An 18,660-nucleotide genomic window follows, 5' to 3' on the forward strand; every position below is an offset into this window, starting at 1 on the left:
TTATTTTAACTTAAATTGCCCCTTTGTGGAAAAGTTGGTCATTGATATATTTGAAGAAATAATGACCAGAACGAATTTCAAAGGTATAAACAAGATAAACCATGTGTTTCATGAATGTTGCTGAAAAACCACTTAATTTTGTTTTTCCAACTGTCCCAACCGCATAGCCTGAACCAATAGAAACCAGTGTTCCACGATAATTTCCAACAAATTTGGTTTTTTCGCCACCTTTAATATCTGCAATGATATTTTTAGCGGCCGTGCTTCCTGTTTGTTCTGCTGCTTCTACAATTTGAGGAGTTGGTCGACCATTTTCGGGAACAATATAACCTGATACATCTCCTGCAACATAGATGCCATGATTTTCTTCCCCAATCGCTTCCATGTACTCATTTGCTTGAAGACGATGACCACGTTCTGTTTCGGAAAGTTGACAAGCTTCTGCTTCTGTATTTCCTTGTACCCCTGTTGTCCAAATTAAGGTATTTCCTGGAATTTCTTTAACAACTTTTTCCTCGTCACGCCCACCAACATTAACAGTGATATGATCTTGTGCTACAGCTGTAATTCCATGATTTACAAGGACATTGATGTTTTTATTTTGAAGGTAGACGAGTGCTTTATCTGCTAAACTACGGTCTAAAATATTCATAATTGTTGGCATCATTTCAACAATATTGATTGTAAATTCAGATTCTGGAATGCCGTATTTTTTAGATGCTTTTTTACGCCAATCAATCAATTCTCCGGCCATTTCAATTCCAGTGAATCCTGAACCAGCCACGCTAAAGGTTAACAATTTTTTGCGTTTTTCTGAATCAGCTTCTTTAGCTGCTGCTTGAACCATTTCTTTCAAATGTGCTTTTATTTTCAAAGCATCTTCAAGTGACCAAAGTGTGAAGCCATATTCGTTAACACCTGGTACACCAAAATCATTGGGTTCTCCACCCATTGAAACGACTAAATAATCATAGTCATAGCTATTTTTATCTGTAATCACTTTTTTGTTAGCTTTATCAAGTTCAACAAGTGACTCTTTTACCACTTTAACGTTATTAAATTTTCCAATTGTTCGATTCAAATGATATTGAACAGCATCTGCCTCAACACGACTCGCTGCAACTTCATGAAGTTGGGTCATTGAAGTTTGAAAATCATGTTTATCTATAACTGTAATTTCTGCATCATTTTTCAAATTTTTTGCAAGTAAGCGTGTGGCTGAAACTCCAGCAAATCCAGCACCTACAATAACGATTTTTTTCTTAGCCATTTCTCTTGGCCTCCTACTAATAATAATTCCAAAAAATATTATACCTCTTATCGAAATAAATATACATTTTTCTGTTTATAAATTTACTTTCTGTAATTTTTAAAATAAAAAACCGCAGTATACGGCTTTTTTAAATAATTGAATAATTTTTTAAGACTTGCCCCTCAGATACACCTAAACATTTCATGAAAGGAAGTATATAATCAATATCTTCAATATTTTTCTTTTGCATCAGTGAAATTCGGCTAATGCCTTGACTAACTTCTACTGTAACTTTATGGTCGTCGTTAATAAAAAGGTGAATACTATCACATGCTCCTTGATGAATACTGACGCCTAAAATTTTTCCTTTTTGAACTTCACAGGTTTGAGCGCCATGGAGATAGCTATCTACTACTAATTTCATTACGGTTGTTTCAATTTTAAAATGCTTTGGTTTTTGCTGATCATCAGTTTTTGAATCTTGGGCAAGTTCCATGTTATTATTTTTCATGGTTTAGCTCCTTTCCATTTCTTAATTCTATTTTATCAAGTTTTATTATGAGAAAAAAATGATATGAAAATAAAATTTATTTAATACTTTTAAGACTATAATACTGCCTTTCTTACTAGTTTAAATTTTACTGACGGTCAGCAAAAAAGACTGACCATATCAGTCTTTTTTTATTTTGTTGAGAAAAACAATGACTGCTTGGTTGAATTTCTCAATTTCTTCCAAATGTAAGATATGCCCACATCCTTCAAAAATTTGAACTTCTGAATTTGGATTGTTTTGTAATTCACGCGCTACTTGAGCATGAATTGCTGGAAAAATCGGAGATTTCTCGCCGGCAAAAAATAAATGTGGTTTTTTTTCTTGCCCAAGCTCAGGACGCCAATCTTGCAAAATAACATTTTGCAGTAAAGGACGATAGCGTTTGAAATCAAAAGGTTTCATTCCATGTCCCAGTGTTCGTTTTACACTATCTGACAACTTTTTTTGTGTCAAACGAGTTTTTGGAAAATCATCAATAAATACTGACAGCTCTGTCAGTGTTTTCCCATATTGACCATTGAGCCAATCTGCCGATTTGAAGAAAGTTGGGGCCTGATCTTCTGTAATTATTGCTGATACATTTTCGTCAGTAAATAATTCTTCATAAGCCATAATTGTTGCCGCACCCATCGAATGGCCAATTAAGACAACATTTTTTAATTGTAAATAGTCAATTAATTCTTTTAGGTCCATTGCCAAACGGTGTAAAGTCAAGCCATAATCAACTTGTTGTGAATCTCCATGTGAGCGATGATCATAAGTAATCACCCGATAACCAGCATTTACAAATGTTTCTATTTGGGCAAACCATGTAACTTCACTGGACGAATAGCCACCAATTAGAATCAGAGGTTGATTTAACTGAATACCATAATCATGAAAATTTATTTTTACTAAATCATTTGTTGTAAAAAAAGACATTTTTGTTTCCTCTCAAGCTTTTTCCAATGTTTTCATTGTAACAAAAATTCTGTCAGCACTGACCAATTATGATTTCTAGTAACTGATTATTCTTCAGCCAGATAAAAATACTGACAATAAGTAAAAAAATTCTGTCAGTAAAATTTTTAATGATGAATTTAAAAACTGACAGCCTAGCTATCAGTTTAATTAAGAGATATGAGTAAATCATAAGTTTTCTATCATTATTTCATTTTTATCACTGATTATTCTAATCCAAATGATCACCATTTGAAGCAAAAACATTTTTAAACCAATGAAATGATTTTTTTGGAATACGTTTATGACTTTTTGAATCCACATAAACAGCACCGTAACGTTTATCAATAGCACCAGATGAAGCAGGAATATCAATCAATCCCCAACCAAGATAACCCATAACTTCTACCCCGTCAGTAAATATTGCCTTTTTCATGGCTTCAAGATGTTTCTGATGATAAGAAATTCTCAAGTCATCAGCAATTTTTGTTTTCCCATCCCAGATTTCTGACTGACCAATGCCATTTTCAATAGGAAAAACAGGCAATCCAAATTCATTATATAATCTACTTAGAATTCTTCTAAAGCCTTCTGGGTCAATGGACCAATCCCATTGATTATGTTCAAGCAACGGATTTAATTTCATTCCTTTAGTCAAATAAGAATTTGGTGCATCATTTTCTGTCAGCTGACTTGCATCAAGTAAAATTGAGCGATAATAAGAAAAAGAAATAAAGTCAGAAATTCCATTTTTTAAAATTTCTTCATCTCCTTTTTGAAAATCCATTTGGATGTTCTGATTTTTAACATAGGTCATAACCTCATGCGAATAATGACCAAAAGCATAAACATCACAGAGATTTCGATTATAAAATTCATCAAATTTTCTAAGATATAAATTATCTTTTGGTGAAAAAGTTGCGGGATATATTTCCGTAGTCGCCAACATTCCTCCTATTTTTGCTTCAAAATTTTCATGCAAAAATTGGGTCAATTCACAATGAGCAAGCATGGTGTGATGAAAAACAGTATACATATCAGAGAGTGTCAGCTCTTTTTTCAAAACTCCCGAATAATGCTCAAAACCGTCAGCAAAATAAAGATTATGCTCATTAAAAACAATCCAATATTTGACTTTGTCAGCAAATCTTTTCATCATTTCTTGCCCAAATCTTACAAATGCTTCTTTCACTTTTCGGCTCAAAAAACCATTGTACTTTTCAGCCAGATTTAATGGCATATCGAAATGATAGAGACATATCATAGGCTCAATTCCACGAGCAAGCAAATCATCAATCAGACGATTATAAAAGGCAATTCCTTCCTCATTAAATTCACCATCGCCGTCAGGAACAATTCGTGACCAAGAAATTTGGAAACGATACATATTCATATTCATTTCTTTCATAAGATCTAGATCTTGGGAATAATGATGATAATTATCATTTGTTACTTGCCAATCTTTGGCAGAACGTCCAACGGTATTCACATCATAGACAGAGGGCCCTTTTCCTCCTTCATTCCAGCCGCCTTCGGTTTGCATTGACGAAGTTGAATTCCCCCAGAAAAAATCTTTTGGCATTTTATTTTCCATTTTGTCCCCTTTTATCTTTAATTTTATAAAAAGAAATCCCGAAGAAAAAGTTTCTCCGGAGTTTCTAATCTCCTTATTCAATTACTAAGCAATAACTTCTTCAACTTCAGCATTTGCTTCTTGTTCTAACAACATTTTGTCATATTTTTTAGCAAATGGAAGATAAATCAAAATTGATTCTAAAAGCGCAATAACTTGCAGCACTGCATATTGCCAGCCTCCGATTAAAAAGCCAGAAATAATTGGTGGAGTGGTCCAAGGCGCGGCAACACCATTCATTGGCGGAACAATGTGAAAATAAATCGCTCCGTAAACCGTAGCCGAAACGACTACTGGAACAAGAAAGAATGGCAGAGCAAGGACTGGATTTAAAACAAGTGGCAATCCAAATAAGAAAGGTTCATTGATATTAAATAAACCTGGGACTAACTCTACTTTACCAATTGACTTCATCTGTTCTGAACGAGCAAAGAAAATCGTAAAGATAATTAATCCAAAAGTAATTCCTGACCCCGAAAGATTAATAAAGTTATTATAGAATTCATTGGTCACAATATGAGCACCATTAGCTAAACTCAATTTGTGAGATTGATAAAGGGATGCATTGGCAAAGGTATTTGGAATCAGAAAGGCAGAGGTAATTGCTCCCATGATAATTCCACCATGAACCCCAAAGAACCAGAAGAATGGAACTAAGAGTGAGATAATAATAATTCCACCAAATGAGCCGCCTAAACCTTGTAGAGGGACAGATAACCAATGATAAATAAAAGTTACTGCATCGGTATGACCAATCTTATCAAATAAAGCATAGACAACCGTAGCAGCGACGACAATTACTCCTGTTGGAATCATTGAAGTGAATTGATTAGCAACATTTGATGGGACTTGTTCAGGAAGTGTAATCTTCCAGCCTGCTTTCATCATTGCTGAATAAGCCCAGCCTGATAGAATACCAATAATAATGGCCGCAATCATTCCTTGACCACCGTTCCAAGTTAAATTGAGCACTCCTGTCACTGGATTATTTAGAAAGACTTGCATGGCATGAGGAAGCTTTTCAAAAGCAGCCGTTGCTTGTGTTCCTGTGAGATTCCCAATGCCTGAGGCTTCTTTCCCAGTAGCTAGTGCCGCTGTGATTGGATTTGCAATACTTAGAGATTGAACAATGAAAAATGCAGAGAGAGAAGTTAATCCTCCTTGTAAAGCAACATCACCAAATCCAGCTTCTTTGACATAAGAATAGCCAATACCGACTGCTGCCCAAATCGCTAAAATACCGAATGATACGTTAAATGCTTGGGTAAAAATTGCTGACCAGCCATTGTCTGATAACCATTTTGCCACAGGTGGAATTGGAATATTCGCCAGAATTAAGAAAATTGACCCAACAATGATAAATGGCATGGCAAAAAGCATTCCATTTTTCAAAGCAGTCATCGCTCGTGTATTCACGAATTTCATAATTGGCGGTAAGACTTTATTATTTATGAAGCCGTTCATAAATAAACCTCCTTTAAGATGTGAGTCCGACTGTTCTGAAATGAGGAAATTGTCTTTTGTGCTGATGTTTTGCCCTGCCAACAAGTGCTTTAGCACTTAGCTGGAATGCTCAACGTATTTTATCTATCTACGCAGCAAGCTGCTACGCAATCCATTCGCTATAAGCGACTATCTTTGCTGATTTCATCAGCTACGCTGTCCGTTTTCTCTACTTGCTAAAGCAAGTGATAAAAAGGCAAAGTTGCAAGGCGAATCGCATTTTCACTTATTTCAAGAAGGTCGAACTCAATTTGTTAAGACAGTTCAGATACTTTGAAGACTATACTCTTTTAATTAAACCGCTTACAATACAATAATACCCCTTACAATTTTTTTTGCAAGGGGCTTTTCTATCTTTGTTACCTGTTACAGGATTAGTTACATTTATCAGCTTTTTCCATTGCCTGATGAGCTAGTATTTCAATAAAAGCAATGACTGGGAGCTGAGAAGTCAAATTTTCAAGTGGGTCATAGGCGGAATATTCCGTTTGGAATCCATAAGTTAAATTTATATTTGAAAGTTTGGATAAGGTCGTTTCTGGATGATTTGTAATTGAAATAATCTTTGCTGGCGCTTCCTCTCTTAGTTTGACAACTCGTTCAATAATCTTATCTGTTTCACCCGAAGCGGATAAGACAATGCTTAAAACATCTGGTGCACCTTTGCCCTTAACGGCCTGATAAGGATCAGAAATGGCATAAGATTCTAAGCCAATATTTGTAAAATAGCGGGCACCATATTCAGCTAAAGCTCCTGAAGAACCTACTCCAATAAAAATAATATAACGAGCTTCTCGAATTAATTTGACAGCTTCTTCTAATTTTCTTCCCGCTTCCTTAGAGGTTATTTTTCGTAAAAATAGGTCGAGTTGTAATAAATTTTCATAGTAATTAACTGGAATTTCTGTCAGTTGATTTTGGTTTTTAAGATAATATTTTAGTTCTACCCAGCCCTCAAAACCAAGTTTTCTGGTCATGCGCATAACTGTTGCTGTGGAAACATGGACAGCTTGTGCAAGCTGTCTGACTGACATTTTATCAATACTTGATAAATTAGATAAGATAAAATTAAATGTCGCAGTTTCTAGTTCATTGAGCGTTCGAACTTGTTCGGGCAAGAAATCAATCATTTTTACTGACCCAACCTTTCTTATGTTGTTGATTATTTATTTGTTATCCTGAGCGAACTCATCAGTATCGATTTTTATTTAATAAATAAATTACTGACAGAATTTTGAGGGTCAACTCTAAACTCTTCTGTGACTTCCAAAATAAAATAAGCCAGTCGACAAATTGTCAACCAGCTTATTTTACTTTTTATTCTTTAGCTCTCATTTTTTTTACTGACAGCTAATTATTATAAGATTTAACTGATAAATGTTCAGATTGTCATCTTTATTTTACAACAATATTAACTAATTTATTTGGAACAGCAATTACTTTGACCACGTTTTTACCTTCAAGAGCCTCAGCAACTGATTCACGACCAATTTTTTCAAGTTCTTCACGCGCTAAATCTTTAGCAATTTTAATTTTTGCTTTTAATTTACCATTAATTTGAACAACAATTTCAACTTCTGATTCAATTAATTTGCTTTCGTCAAATGTTGGCCAAGCAACATAAGAAATTCCAGCTTCATTACCTAATTTTACCCAAAGTTCTTCAGCAATATGTGGTGCAAATGGCGCCAAAAGTTGGACAAAGCCATTAGCGTATTCTAACGGTAAAGCTTTTGCTTTATTAACTGCATTAACAAAAATCATTAATTGGGAAATTGCAGTGTTAAAGTACATCAAGTCCAAACGCTCAGTAACATTTTTCACTGTTTCATTGTAAACTTTGTCCAACTCTCCATTATTTTCAGCTTTAATCTCTGAATTTTCAATCATTCGAACAGCTCGGTCTAGGAATTTACGAGCCCCTTCAAGGCCTTCTTCTGACCATGGAATACTTGCATCAAGTGGACCCATGAACATTTCATAAACACGTAAAGTATCAGCTCCATAATGTTCAACAACATCATCAGGATTAACAACATTTTTAAGAGATTTAGACATTTTAGCTGGAGCTTGTTCAAGGGCTTCACCTGTTTCCATATGGTAAAAGCCACCATCACGTTTTTCAACCTTATCAGTTGCAACCAAGGCCCCACGATGATCACGATAAGAGGTTCCGAGAATCATTCCTTGGTTAAAGAGTTTTTGGAAAGGTTCTTTAGTTGGAACAACTCCTAAATCATAAAGCACTTTATGCCAGAAACGAGCGTAAAGTAAGTGAAGAACAGCATGTTCAGCCCCTCCCACATAGATATCAACTGGCAACCATTCTTTGAGAAGTTCTGGGTCTGCCAAAGCTTCGCTATTATTTGGGTCAATATAGCGAAGGTAATACCAACTTGAACCTGCCCATTGTGGCATTGTATTAGTTTCACGGCGACCTTTTAGGCCATCTGCGCGTGTGACTTCCAACCAATCTGTCAAGTTAGCCAAAGGAGACTCACCAGTTCCTGACGGTTTGATATCAGAGGTTACTGGTAAAACAAGAGGAAGTTCATCTTCTGAGAGCGCTGTTGATGTGCCATCTTCCCAATGAATAATTGGAATTGGTTCACCCCAATAACGTTGACGACTAAAGAGCCAGTCGCGCAAGCGGTAAGTGATTTTCTTTTTCCCAATTTTCTTTTCTTCTAAAAATTCAATGGCTTTTTCAATCGCTTGTGCTTTGTCAAGTCCATTCAAAAATTCTGAATTAATATGAGGGCCATCTTCTGTATAAACAGCTTCTTCTACATTTCCACCTTCAACAACAGGCAAAATTTCAAGTCCATAGACCTTAGCAAATTCCCAGTCACGTTCGTCGTGAGCAGGAACTGCCATAACAGCACCATGTCCATAAGAAGCAAGAACATAATCTGCAACCCAAATTGGCATTTTACGGCCATTAATTGGGTTAATCGCGTAAGCTCCGGTAAATGCTCCAGTTTTTTCTTTAGAAAGGTCTGTACGGGCTAAATCAGATTTCAAGCTCGCTTTGCGACGGTATTCAGCAACAGCTTCTTTTTGCTCAGGTGTCGTAATAGCATCAACTAAATCATGTTCAGGTGCAAGCACAGCATAAGTTGCCCCAAAAAGGGTATCAGGACGAGTCGTAAAGACTTCAAATGATTTGTCGGTTCCTGCAACTTCAAAAGTCACATCTGCTCCTACTGATTTCCCTATCCAATTCCGTTGCATTTCTTTGATTGATTCAGGCCAATCAACTTCTTCAAGGTCTTCAAGTAAACGTTCCGCATAAGCTGTAATTTTAAGCATCCATTGGCGCATTGGTTTACGAACAACAGGATAACCCCCGCGTTCAGAAGTTCCGTCTGGAAGCACTTCTTCATTAGCAATAGCCGTTCCGAGTTCTTCAACCCAGTTAACAGCTACTTCTGCTTCATAAGCTAACCCTTTTTCATAAAGTTTAGTAAAAATCCACTGTGTCCATTTATAAAAATTTGGGTCAGTTGTATTAACTTCACGTTCCCAGTCATAACTAAAGCCTAAGCTATTGATTTGACGTTTAAAGTTAGCAATATTTTCAGCTGTAAATTCTGCTGGGTCATTTCCTGTATCCATTGCATATTGTTCAGCAGGTAAACCAAAGGCATCCCAGCCCATTGGATGAAGAACATTGAACCCTTGAGCGCGTTTGTAACGGCTCAAAATATCAGTTGCGGTATAACCTTCTGGGTGTCCAACGTGAAGTCCTGCACCAGATGGATAAGGGAACATATCTAGAGCATAAAATTTTGGTTTATTTTTATCTGTTCCTGTACGGAAAGTTTTGTTATCCGCCCAGTATTTTTGCCATTTGGCTTCTATTTCTTGATGATTGTATTCCATATTAAAGATTTGAGTTCAATTTTATTAAACTCAGTTCCTTTCTCATAATATTGCTAATGTAAATTGTCTTTTATAATAAATTATAAGCGAGAGTTAGGTCACTTCCCGAAAGCTGTAAGCCATATTTTTGCTCATATTTTTTGATTTTATTAATCAGCGTATTTCGATGAACATAAAGTATTTTTGCTGCTTTCGTTTGATTGCTACTTGCTTTATACATTGCTTCAACTAGTTTTTGGTCTTCAGGATTTTCTAATAATTCTTTACGGATTTCTTGTAAAATTCTATTTTCTGATAGATTTAGGCTTTCTGATAAAATGTATTCACTAAAAGTTTGCTGACTTTCAAAAATTTTGTATTCTTCAGAATATACTTCAGAGAGTTTATTTTTCTCGACAAAACGGCCAACATAAGCCGTCACCTCTTCACCCATATCTTGCGAAAGGGTTTGAAAAATATCAAAAAGTTCTGAGTTTGTGGGACTATCAGTTGAAAATGCTTCTATCACAATTTTTTCTTCCCCAATGCTTTTTACAAAATCAGGTAAAAGTAGCTTTAAAGTATTTTCCAATTCTTCAAAATTATTTCCTGAAAATTGTAAAATACGATAGCGGCCATTAGGAAGTTTATCAGTCTTCAATTTTCTGTCAGTAAAAATCAATTCTGTCAGTAACTTTTCTCGCTCTGTCAGTTGACTGGGGTCAACTTTCTCGTAAAGTTTTCTAATTTTTTCTAGTTCCATTTTTTAAAAAAGCGACCTCTGGTCGCTTGAAGTCTTATCCTAAATCCACTTTGAATTCCAACAATTACTAGTTTAGATTTGTTCTGAAGGAAGATGTAATTCAAAGAGTGGTGACAATGGACGGCGTTCGTGAATACGAATAATCGCATCAGCAAGCAAGTGAGCAATTGAAAGTTGAACAATTTTTTCACTTTGACGTTCTTCTGGCATTTCAATAGTATCCAAAACAACGAGTTTAGTAATTGCTGAATTATTAATTCTCTCTATAGCTGGTCCTGAAAGTACGGCATGAGTACATGAAGCGTAGACTTCTGTTGCACCAAGTTCTTTAAGGGCATTGGCCGCTAAAGTAATTGTTCCAGCCGTATCAATCATGTCATCAATCAAGATACATTTTTTCCCTTGAACATCACCGATGATATTCATAATTTCTGCCACATTGGCACGAGGACGACGTTTATCAATGATAGCAAGTGGTGCTTTCAAGAAGTTTGCTAACTTGCGCGCACGTCCTACTCCACCATGGTCAGGCGAAACGACAACGATATCATCACCAGCAGAAACCAATTGACGACGGAAATATTCAGCAATCAATGGTGAACCCATAAGGTGGTCAACTGGAATGTTGAAGAATCCTTGAATTTGTGGTGCGTGAAGGTCGAAAGTAATTAAACGGTCGGCACCAGCAATTTGAAGCATGTTTGCTACGAGTTTTGATGTGATTGGTTCACGAGCACGAGCTTTACGGTCTTGACGAGCATAACCATAGTAAGGTAAGACAATGTTAATTGATGCAGCAGAGGCACGACGCAATGCATCCATCATAATCAAGAGTTCCATCAAGTTATCATTGACAGGGTCACTTGTTGATTGAAGGATAAACACATGATCACCACGAACTGATTCGTCAATATGAACGACAGTTTCGCCATCCGAATGTGCACCAACACTTACTTTTCCAAGCTCAATTCCAATTTCTTTAGCCACTTTTTGGGCTAATTCGTGGTTAGAAGAGAGCGAAAACAACTTCAAATTTGAATACGACATGAAGAGCCTTTCTTTAATTCCTACAGAACATAGCAGTTCTATTTTATGTAATTCTATTTTACATTAAATTCTCAATTTTTTCAAACGCTCATCGGCTTTATTTTAATGGAACCGTTGACAAGTAAAAAAGCATTGCCCAAACTGAACAAAACTTTTTTACTTCTTATTTTATATTTTATAAAAGCTCTTTGAAAAGCCCTCTGACGAAAAATTCTTCATCAAAATCTTGTAAATCATTAAGCTTTTCACCTAAACCAATCAATTTAACTGGAATTTTAAGACTTTGAACGATTGACAAGACAATCCCACCTTTTGCCGAACCGTCAAGTTTAGTCAGAGCAATTCCTGTAATTGGAGTAACTGCTGAAAATTCTTTGGCTTGTTGAATGGCATTTTGGCCTGTTGTTGCATCAAGTGCCAAAATCGTTTCATGCGGAGCATCTGGAATTTCTCGTTTAATCACTTTACCAATTTTTTCCAGCTCTTTCATCAAATTATCTTTATTTTGCAAACGTCCTGCAGTATCCACAAGTAAAATATCATAATTTTCAGCTTTAGCTTTTGCGAGAGCGTCAAAAACGACTGCCGCTGGATCTGAACCAGCTGGTTTTGTGACTACTTCAACGCCTGAACGATTTCCCCATTCAACTAATTGGTCAATAGCACCTGCCCGGAAAGTATCCGCAGCTGCTAAGAGTACTTTTTTGCCTTCATTTTTATAACGAGCAGCTAATTTACCAATGGTCGTTGTTTTACCAACACCATTTACCCCAACAAAAAGGAGAACACTTAATCCATCCGATTGGATATCCAATTTTGTCGGTAATTTTTCACCGTCAAACTTATCAACAATTTTTTCAATAATCAATTGACGCAAGTCATCTGTTGATTTAGCATTAACTAATTTTGCTTCCTTGCGCAATTCTTCAGTCACTTCCATTGCCAAATCCACACCGACATCTGACATAATTAAAGTTTCTTCAAGTTCTTCAAAGAATTCTTCATCAACTGTCCGGAAGTTAGCAAAAAGTTCATTAAAGCCGTCAGAAAAAGTCTTACGAGTTAAAGTTAATGACTGTTCATATTTTTTCTCAGTTTCTTCACGTGATTGAGTGAAAATATTAGCCAGAGCATCAATATCAATGACAATCTCTTCTTCCTCATCTTCGTCAGTAACTTTTTTCTCAGTCACTTCTGTAGTTTCAGAGATTACTTTTTCGTCAGTAATTTTTTCTAATTTTTCATCATTTTCTGGTTTAACAATTTGTTCGTCAGTAACTTCTACTTCAACCTTTTCAGAAATAATAGGTTCATTTTCACTGACAGGTTCATCCGTAATTTCTGGCTCAACATCAATCATTTTACTGACAGACTCGTCAGTAACTTTTTCTACTTTTGCTGGCACTTCATTTACCTCAGGCCGTTTAGTAGTTTCATTTTCTTTTTCATTCTTGACTGTTTCAGTGATTTCACTAGATTGATTTTCACTGACAGGCACATCATGATTAGTTTCCTCTTGTTTCTTCTTTCCGAAGAGTCGGTCAAAAAGTCCCATTTTTTCTCCTTAATAAAATATCACATTTTGATGATAAAGTTCATTCATATAATGAAAGATTTTAATTTAATTTTTTTCTTAAAAATGCAAGCCCTAAAACAAGGACTCCAACGGCTGAAAAATCGATTACCTTTGAAAGCAAAACGAAAGCCGTGGTCTCTACAAAAAAGGCTAATAAAATGACTGACAAAGCATGAAAAATAAAAACCAAGCCCATAAAAAGAGTCATTATTAACATTTTTCTGTGATTTTCACCCTCGCTAGCAAGCTCTAAAAGCGGTCGATTTAGAAGGACTGACAGCAAAAAAATCGTTCCAATAGCAGCCGTTAAAATCGGGTGCCAGAGCTTGAAAGCAAGATTATTTCCATGCGTCAAATAAACAGCTAAGAGTGAAATTAAAAAACCAATAATTGCCACTAAAGAAACAGGATTTAACTCTTTTTTTCTAATTAAAGACCAGAGCATATGAACAACTGGAAAGGCTGTTGCAATTCCTAAAGCTAAAGTGTCTGAATTCCCAAGCATTTTTAAAAACAAATAGGCAATAACTGGTAAAATAATCGCAAAAATTAAACTCGGCAAATACTTTTTTAGTTGAACTTCATCTTTCATTATTAGTCCTTAGAGTACATATTTTTCAATAATATGAGCAACAGCGTGTTGGTCATTAGTTAAATCAGAAATAATTCTTGCTTCTTCTTTAACTGCTGGGACAGCATTCGCCATAGCAACACCATATCCTGCCCAAGAAATCATTGATAAATCGTTTGCTTCATCTCCCATGGCCATTACATTTTCTGGTTTTAAGTTTAACTGATTAATCAATTGTGTCAAACCATAAGCTTTATTAATTCCTTTTGGCATAAATTCTAAAAGCTTCGCTTGAGTTTTAAAAATCTCAAATTGGTCAAAATAAGATTCAGGAATTTTATCAAGACTAGCGTCCAACAATTCTTTTTCTGTACAAGAAACAATCTTATTATAAACCACATCAAGTGGAACTTGATCAAAATCAACTTTGATAAAAGTTAAAAGCTTATTTAAAGTGTCATATTGCGAGTCAATTTTACTTTTCGTCATATAAACTTTTTCTTCACTCAAAACATCGCAAGGAATGCCAAGATTTGAAGTCAATTCTTTAATTTCTAAAATTTCATCATGTGAAAAACTTTTTTTAGATAAGATTTGACCCGTATTTCTTTGGACCAGACCACCATTAAAGGTAATTGAAAAATCTTCAAAATCAAGCATTTCTAAGGTTTTGAGAAAGGGTTGAATTGCAATCAAAGGACGCCCCGTTGTTAAAACAACCTGGACCCCTTTTTGTCTTGCTGCATTAATAGCCAGACGATTTTCTTTTGAAATTTCTTTTGAAGAGTTGAGTAAGGTCCCATCCAAATCTAGGGCAATGAGTTTAATTTCTTTATTCATTGTTTAATTATAGCACACTGTATCAGTCAGGTTCAATAATGCTCACTAAAGTCAGACATTTTGTTTGGAACTAAATCTAGGGCAATAAAAACAATGAAGTTTAATCACCTAGAACTTTAGAATATGCTATTTTTTCATCTTTTGATTCAGCCAGTAATCATAAAGTCCAAAGATTAAAAATCCTATCATTAAAATATAAAAATTTGAAAATCTACCCCAATCTTTCCAAAATGGTATTTTAGTCATCTTTATTTCTTTGTTCCATGAAATCTCTGAATCAATAGATAAGGTCATTGTTTTTGAACCATTAATCTGATAGCCAGCCGGTAATTTGATTGTAAGAACCTCTCCTGTTACTCCTTTAGTATTTGTAGTACTTACATTTTTCCCATCTTTAGCATTAAAGAATAATGTGATTAGATGGACCTCAGGACTTACTTTAATATCTATCGTTTGTTCAAATGATTGATTAAAAATATAAGATTTAGGATTATTTTTTAGTGTTTGGTAGCCTTTGGTAGAAGCATGTGAAATATCATAAGCATCATTATATGGCGATGTAATTTGTTCAGTTGCTACAACCTGATTATTTTTCACATTTACATAACGAATCAAAGCATTGCGCAGCCAAGGTTTATTAGCCGGTAAATTGCTGTTGTTTGGTTTTAAATTTGATGGAGAAGTAATTAAATTAGATGAGCTTTCTCTTTTCAAAATTATTTTAGGAGCAATTGGTAGAGTTGCTTTTTGAAAATCTCCTAAATACTTATCATAGTTATTAATCGTCCATGTTACTAATCTAAAGTTTTTATCAGCAACTTTTTGTAAGGGGACTGTATTATCCAAATAAACTTTATTTAAGCCATAGTATTTTGCAAACCAGGTATTCACCCATTCTTTTTCTGGATGCTCACTTGCAGCTATATAAGGTGTCCCAGCATAAGGATTATAGGGATTGGTTGTGATAGGCATTCCTGGAACACGCGCAGTGGTTTCTTTTCCCTTTTTAGCTTTTTGAGCCATCGATTGACCAGTATAAAAATATTGATAAGACGCTTGTATCTCTTTTAAATTATAAGCGTAACTCGGAATCGCCACAAAAGCGAGGATAATTATGCTAATAATTACAGGTAGACTAGTTTTAATTTCTTGTAATCGGAGTTCTTGCCAAGCTTCAATTAACAATAACAAAGTTATAATCAGCAATATATTGGGAGCAAACCAAAGCCTTGCAGGACTAATTGGTGAAGCTAAGATTGCAATAGAACCTGCCAAAGCCGACCCTAAGAAAAGTAGACTAGTTATTACTAATGTTTTTACTTTTTCAGTCCATTGGATACGTCGCAGATAAAGAAGACCACCAAGCAAAATAATAGGCAATAAGAGAAAGCCTGAATACTGCATGGTACCTGTGAACACATCACTTAAATGCTGTAAAAAACCTGCTGACTTTCCATAATTTTGGGTTTCTGAAGAGCCTGAAGAAAGTAATAACTGAATAAAAAATCCAATTCCTGCACCAAGTACTCCAAAAATCTGCGTAAGTACCCGTTCACTCGGCTGTCTTCTATAATTAAATATTGTAAAAAGCAAGGCAAGTAAAAATGCTGTTGCACCACCCACTTCATTTGTTAAGCCTGTCAAAAGTCCTAAAATAAATAGTCCTAAACTTATCCAATTACTTCTAGCAGCTATATCAAATCGAAAAGCTAATAAGAAAAGAATAATCACAAGACTTGGCCAAAGATAATTTGTCACACCACTTACCCAAAGCACTGTTGAGCCCATCCCCGGAAGAAAAAACCACATTAAAAGAAAGGTTAATGATAAGTGACTCGGTTTCAAAAATGCTTTTTTTCCACTAACAAGAACATTGATTAAAAGACCTATTAATACATAGATAAGAGAATTAATGATATTGAATAATCCTTTAGGAATTTGCATCGCAAAAATTTCAAAGATTATTGAAGTCATTCGAGCGTTCCAAATCAACATATGCGTATGTACTGCTAAAATCCAGTCCCACAAGTTATGATATTCCCTTAAATGTTCACTCGGCCATGCCCCAGTATAAACAAAATGGTATAAAAAATCATCGCCGGTATAACCTGAGAATCGATTCAAATTCAAAATAAAAATAAAATTAATACAAAGAATAGCGGCACTAAGGACAAGAAGTAATATCTTATATTTTTTCTTAATCATGGAATTAATCATCTTTCAAAATCTTTAATTGTATCTAAATCTATGTTGGTTTTTGTTTCAAATATTTGAACAGTCTCATCAATCATTTTAGCAACTACCAGCTAATAGATAAATTACATAATAAGTCTATATTATACCACACTAGACCAATTTAAAAACTACACGAATGAAAATTATTTATTATATAATGCAATACTATTAATTCGTCTTCATTTGTTATTTACTAATATTTTTGGATTATTCATAAAAATATTTGACAAATCTAAATCTTTTGATTACACTTAGAATAATTAAAAAAACGAGGTCCAATAAATGACTTATTTACAAGCTTCTTTTAACTTGTTGTTGAAGGAGGGCTCACACTAGCTAATTTAAGCTAAATGTGTGAGTCCTCTTTGACGTTTGTCATTAACGAGGACGAAGAGACGTCCTCAGGACGTCTTTTTTTAATGTTTTATTATCAATTTATTAGTCAATAAAAGAGAGACGTCTCTGCTTATTGATTTAGAAAGCTAGGAATTATCGTTGGAAACTAATCAATCCTTAAAGAAAAAAATGGCCGCACGCCATATTACTATGATTGCTCTTGGTGGAGCAATTGGTGCTGGTCTTTTCAAAGGAAGCTCATCAGCCATTGCTGCCGCTGGTCCCTCTGTCTTAATCGCTTATTTTATCGGAGGAATCGTTCTTTATTTTGTAATGAAGAGTTTAGAAAAGCTTGTTCTAAGTTCAAAAGATCCACACGGCTTGTCCGGACTTGTTCAGCCTTATCTGGGTAATCATACGGCTGATTTTACGGACTGGGTTTATTGGTCAATGTGGATGATTAATATCATTGCTGAGGCTGTTGCTGCTGCAAGTTTTTTGCAGCTCTGGTTTGCTAATGTTCCCACTTGGGTTTTTGTCTTGATTATTGCCCTTTTAACTTCCCTTATTAACTTATTCTCAGTTGCTCTCTTTGCTGAGACAGAATACTGGTTGGCATTTATTAAAATTAGTGTTGTTATTTTGTTGATTATTTTTGGTGTTTTTCTTGTGGCAAAACAAATTTTTGATACTAATCTAGTGACTACTTTCTCTGGAATGACCGCTCATGGTGGCTTTGCTCCTCATGGCTTTAAAGGGGTCATTAATTCTTTATTAATTGTTATCTATTCGTATGGTGGTTCTGAATTAATTGCTATTACAGTTAGTGAAACAGAAGATCCTAAAAGAGCCATTCCTAAAGCCATCCGCGGTGTAATCGGGCGAATTATTTCATTTTATATTATTCCGATGTTCTTACTTCTTGTGATTTATAATTGGCAAACGTTGGCTACTTCTTCAATGAGCCCTTTTGTGATGGTCTTTAATAAAATGCATATTCCTTTTGCTGGCGATATTGTCAACTTGATTATCATTCTTGCCCTCTTCTCATCAATTAATTCTGGAATCTATGCTTCATCTCGCCTTTTGTATTTCCGTTTAAAAAATCGTCAAGGTAAAATGGCTCAAAGAATGGCTCATTTAAATAAACATCACGTTCCTCAAAGAGCAGTTATTTTCTGTTCAGGTACACTTTATATCGGTGTTGTTCTTTCTTATTTTGTCGGTGATCGTTTGTTTAATTACTTGGCTGGTTCCCTTTCTTACACTGTTTTAGCCGTTTGGATTTTAATTAGTCTCGCTGGTTTTGGTCTCTCTCTTAAAACAAAATCATTATCCGGTAGAACAATGAGTCTCTTAGCACTGATTGCTCTCTTTCTCATTCTGATTGGTATTTTATTTACTAATCCAATTGGTGTGACTGTCTTCACAGCAATTCTTTATTTCATCATCTTTATCAGTTATCGAAAAAAGAATGATTCTGTCAGTAATTTAAACTAATAAAAAAGACTTGATAATTAATCAAGTCTTTTTGTTTTTACTGACAGA

13 protein-coding genes and 1 pseudogene are annotated in these 18,660 nt (G+C 35.0%); 1 reads left to right on the forward strand and 13 read right to left on the reverse strand.

Annotated elements, in window-relative coordinates; all coding sequences use genetic code 11:
• Positions 1 to 28 precede the first annotated feature (28 nt).
• The 13 genes and pseudogenes from MHB61_RS04560 to MHB61_RS04620 all read right to left on the reverse strand — a co-directional run.
• Positions 29 to 1,270, reverse strand: a pseudogene (locus tag MHB61_RS04560) (NAD(P)/FAD-dependent oxidoreductase); the annotation flags it as partial.
• Between the two features lie 130 nt (positions 1,271 to 1,400).
• The gene (locus MHB61_RS04565) at positions 1,401 to 1,763 is read right to left on the reverse strand and encodes a hypothetical protein (RefSeq protein WP_003132576.1); all 363 of its coding nucleotides are present in this window, start codon (positions 1,761 to 1,763) and stop codon (positions 1,401 to 1,403) included.
• 159 nt (positions 1,764 to 1,922) lie between these two features.
• Positions 1,923 to 2,726: an alpha/beta fold hydrolase gene (locus tag MHB61_RS04570; RefSeq protein ID WP_137015907.1), complete on the reverse strand. Its 804-nt coding sequence runs from the start codon at positions 2,724 to 2,726 to the stop codon at positions 1,923 to 1,925.
• A gap of 250 nt (positions 2,727 to 2,976) precedes the next feature.
• On the reverse strand, positions 2,977 to 4,338 hold the full coding sequence (locus MHB61_RS04575; protein WP_003132574.1) for a glycoside hydrolase family 1 protein: 1,362 nt from the start codon (positions 4,336 to 4,338) through the stop codon (positions 2,977 to 2,979).
• Positions 4,339 to 4,422: 84 nt separating this feature from the next.
• Positions 4,423 to 5,841, reverse strand: coding sequence for a PTS sugar transporter subunit IIC (locus MHB61_RS04580; protein ID WP_010905577.1), 1,419 nt, complete (start codon positions 5,839 to 5,841; stop codon positions 4,423 to 4,425).
• Positions 5,842 to 6,254: 413 nt separating this feature from the next.
• A complete protein-coding gene (locus MHB61_RS04585; protein WP_003132572.1) occupies positions 6,255 to 7,010 on the reverse strand; it encodes a MurR/RpiR family transcriptional regulator in 756 nt (251 codons plus the stop codon).
• Between the two features lie 265 nt (positions 7,011 to 7,275).
• Positions 7,276 to 9,765 (reverse strand): leucine--tRNA ligase, encoded by a 2,490-nt coding sequence (gene leuS, locus MHB61_RS04590; RefSeq protein WP_003132571.1) that lies wholly within the window; start codon positions 9,763 to 9,765, stop codon positions 7,276 to 7,278.
• A 70-nt stretch (positions 9,766 to 9,835) separates the two neighbouring features.
• Positions 9,836 to 10,507 carry a helix-turn-helix domain-containing protein gene (locus MHB61_RS04595; protein ID WP_003132570.1) on the reverse strand — a complete coding sequence of 224 codons (672 nt, stop codon included), beginning with the start codon at positions 10,505 to 10,507 and terminating at the stop codon, positions 9,836 to 9,838.
• A gap of 72 nt (positions 10,508 to 10,579) precedes the next feature.
• Positions 10,580 to 11,554 (reverse strand): ribose-phosphate diphosphokinase, encoded by a 975-nt coding sequence (locus MHB61_RS04600; RefSeq protein ID WP_011835531.1) that lies wholly within the window; start codon positions 11,552 to 11,554, stop codon positions 10,580 to 10,582.
• 175 nt (positions 11,555 to 11,729) lie between these two features.
• The gene (gene ftsY / locus MHB61_RS04605; protein WP_137015910.1) at positions 11,730 to 13,109 is read right to left on the reverse strand and encodes a signal recognition particle-docking protein FtsY; all 1,380 of its coding nucleotides are present in this window, start codon (positions 13,107 to 13,109) and stop codon (positions 11,730 to 11,732) included.
• A 61-nt stretch (positions 13,110 to 13,170) separates the two neighbouring features.
• The gene (locus tag MHB61_RS04610) at positions 13,171 to 13,722 is read right to left on the reverse strand and encodes a hypothetical protein (protein WP_003132565.1); all 552 of its coding nucleotides are present in this window, start codon (positions 13,720 to 13,722) and stop codon (positions 13,171 to 13,173) included.
• A gap of 9 nt (positions 13,723 to 13,731) precedes the next feature.
• The gene (locus MHB61_RS04615) at positions 13,732 to 14,541 is read right to left on the reverse strand and encodes a Cof-type HAD-IIB family hydrolase (protein WP_003132563.1); all 810 of its coding nucleotides are present in this window, start codon (positions 14,539 to 14,541) and stop codon (positions 13,732 to 13,734) included.
• 126 nt (positions 14,542 to 14,667) lie between these two features.
• Positions 14,668 to 16,746, reverse strand: coding sequence for a DUF3329 domain-containing protein (locus MHB61_RS04620; RefSeq protein ID WP_170959136.1), 2,079 nt, complete (start codon positions 16,744 to 16,746; stop codon positions 14,668 to 14,670).
• A gap of 525 nt (positions 16,747 to 17,271) precedes the next feature.
• Here MHB61_RS04620 and MHB61_RS04625 point away from each other — a divergent pair.
• Complete coding sequence (locus tag MHB61_RS04625; RefSeq protein ID WP_003132560.1) at positions 17,272 to 18,612, forward strand: amino acid permease; 1,341 nt, start codon at positions 17,272 to 17,274, stop codon at positions 18,610 to 18,612.
• Positions 18,613 to 18,660: the final 48 nt, after the last annotated feature.

Origin of the sequence: Lactococcus sp. FSL K6-0773 (assembly GCF_038006485.1) — a bacterium.
Classification (GTDB): domain Bacteria; phylum Bacillota; class Bacilli; order Lactobacillales; family Streptococcaceae; genus Lactococcus; species Lactococcus lactis.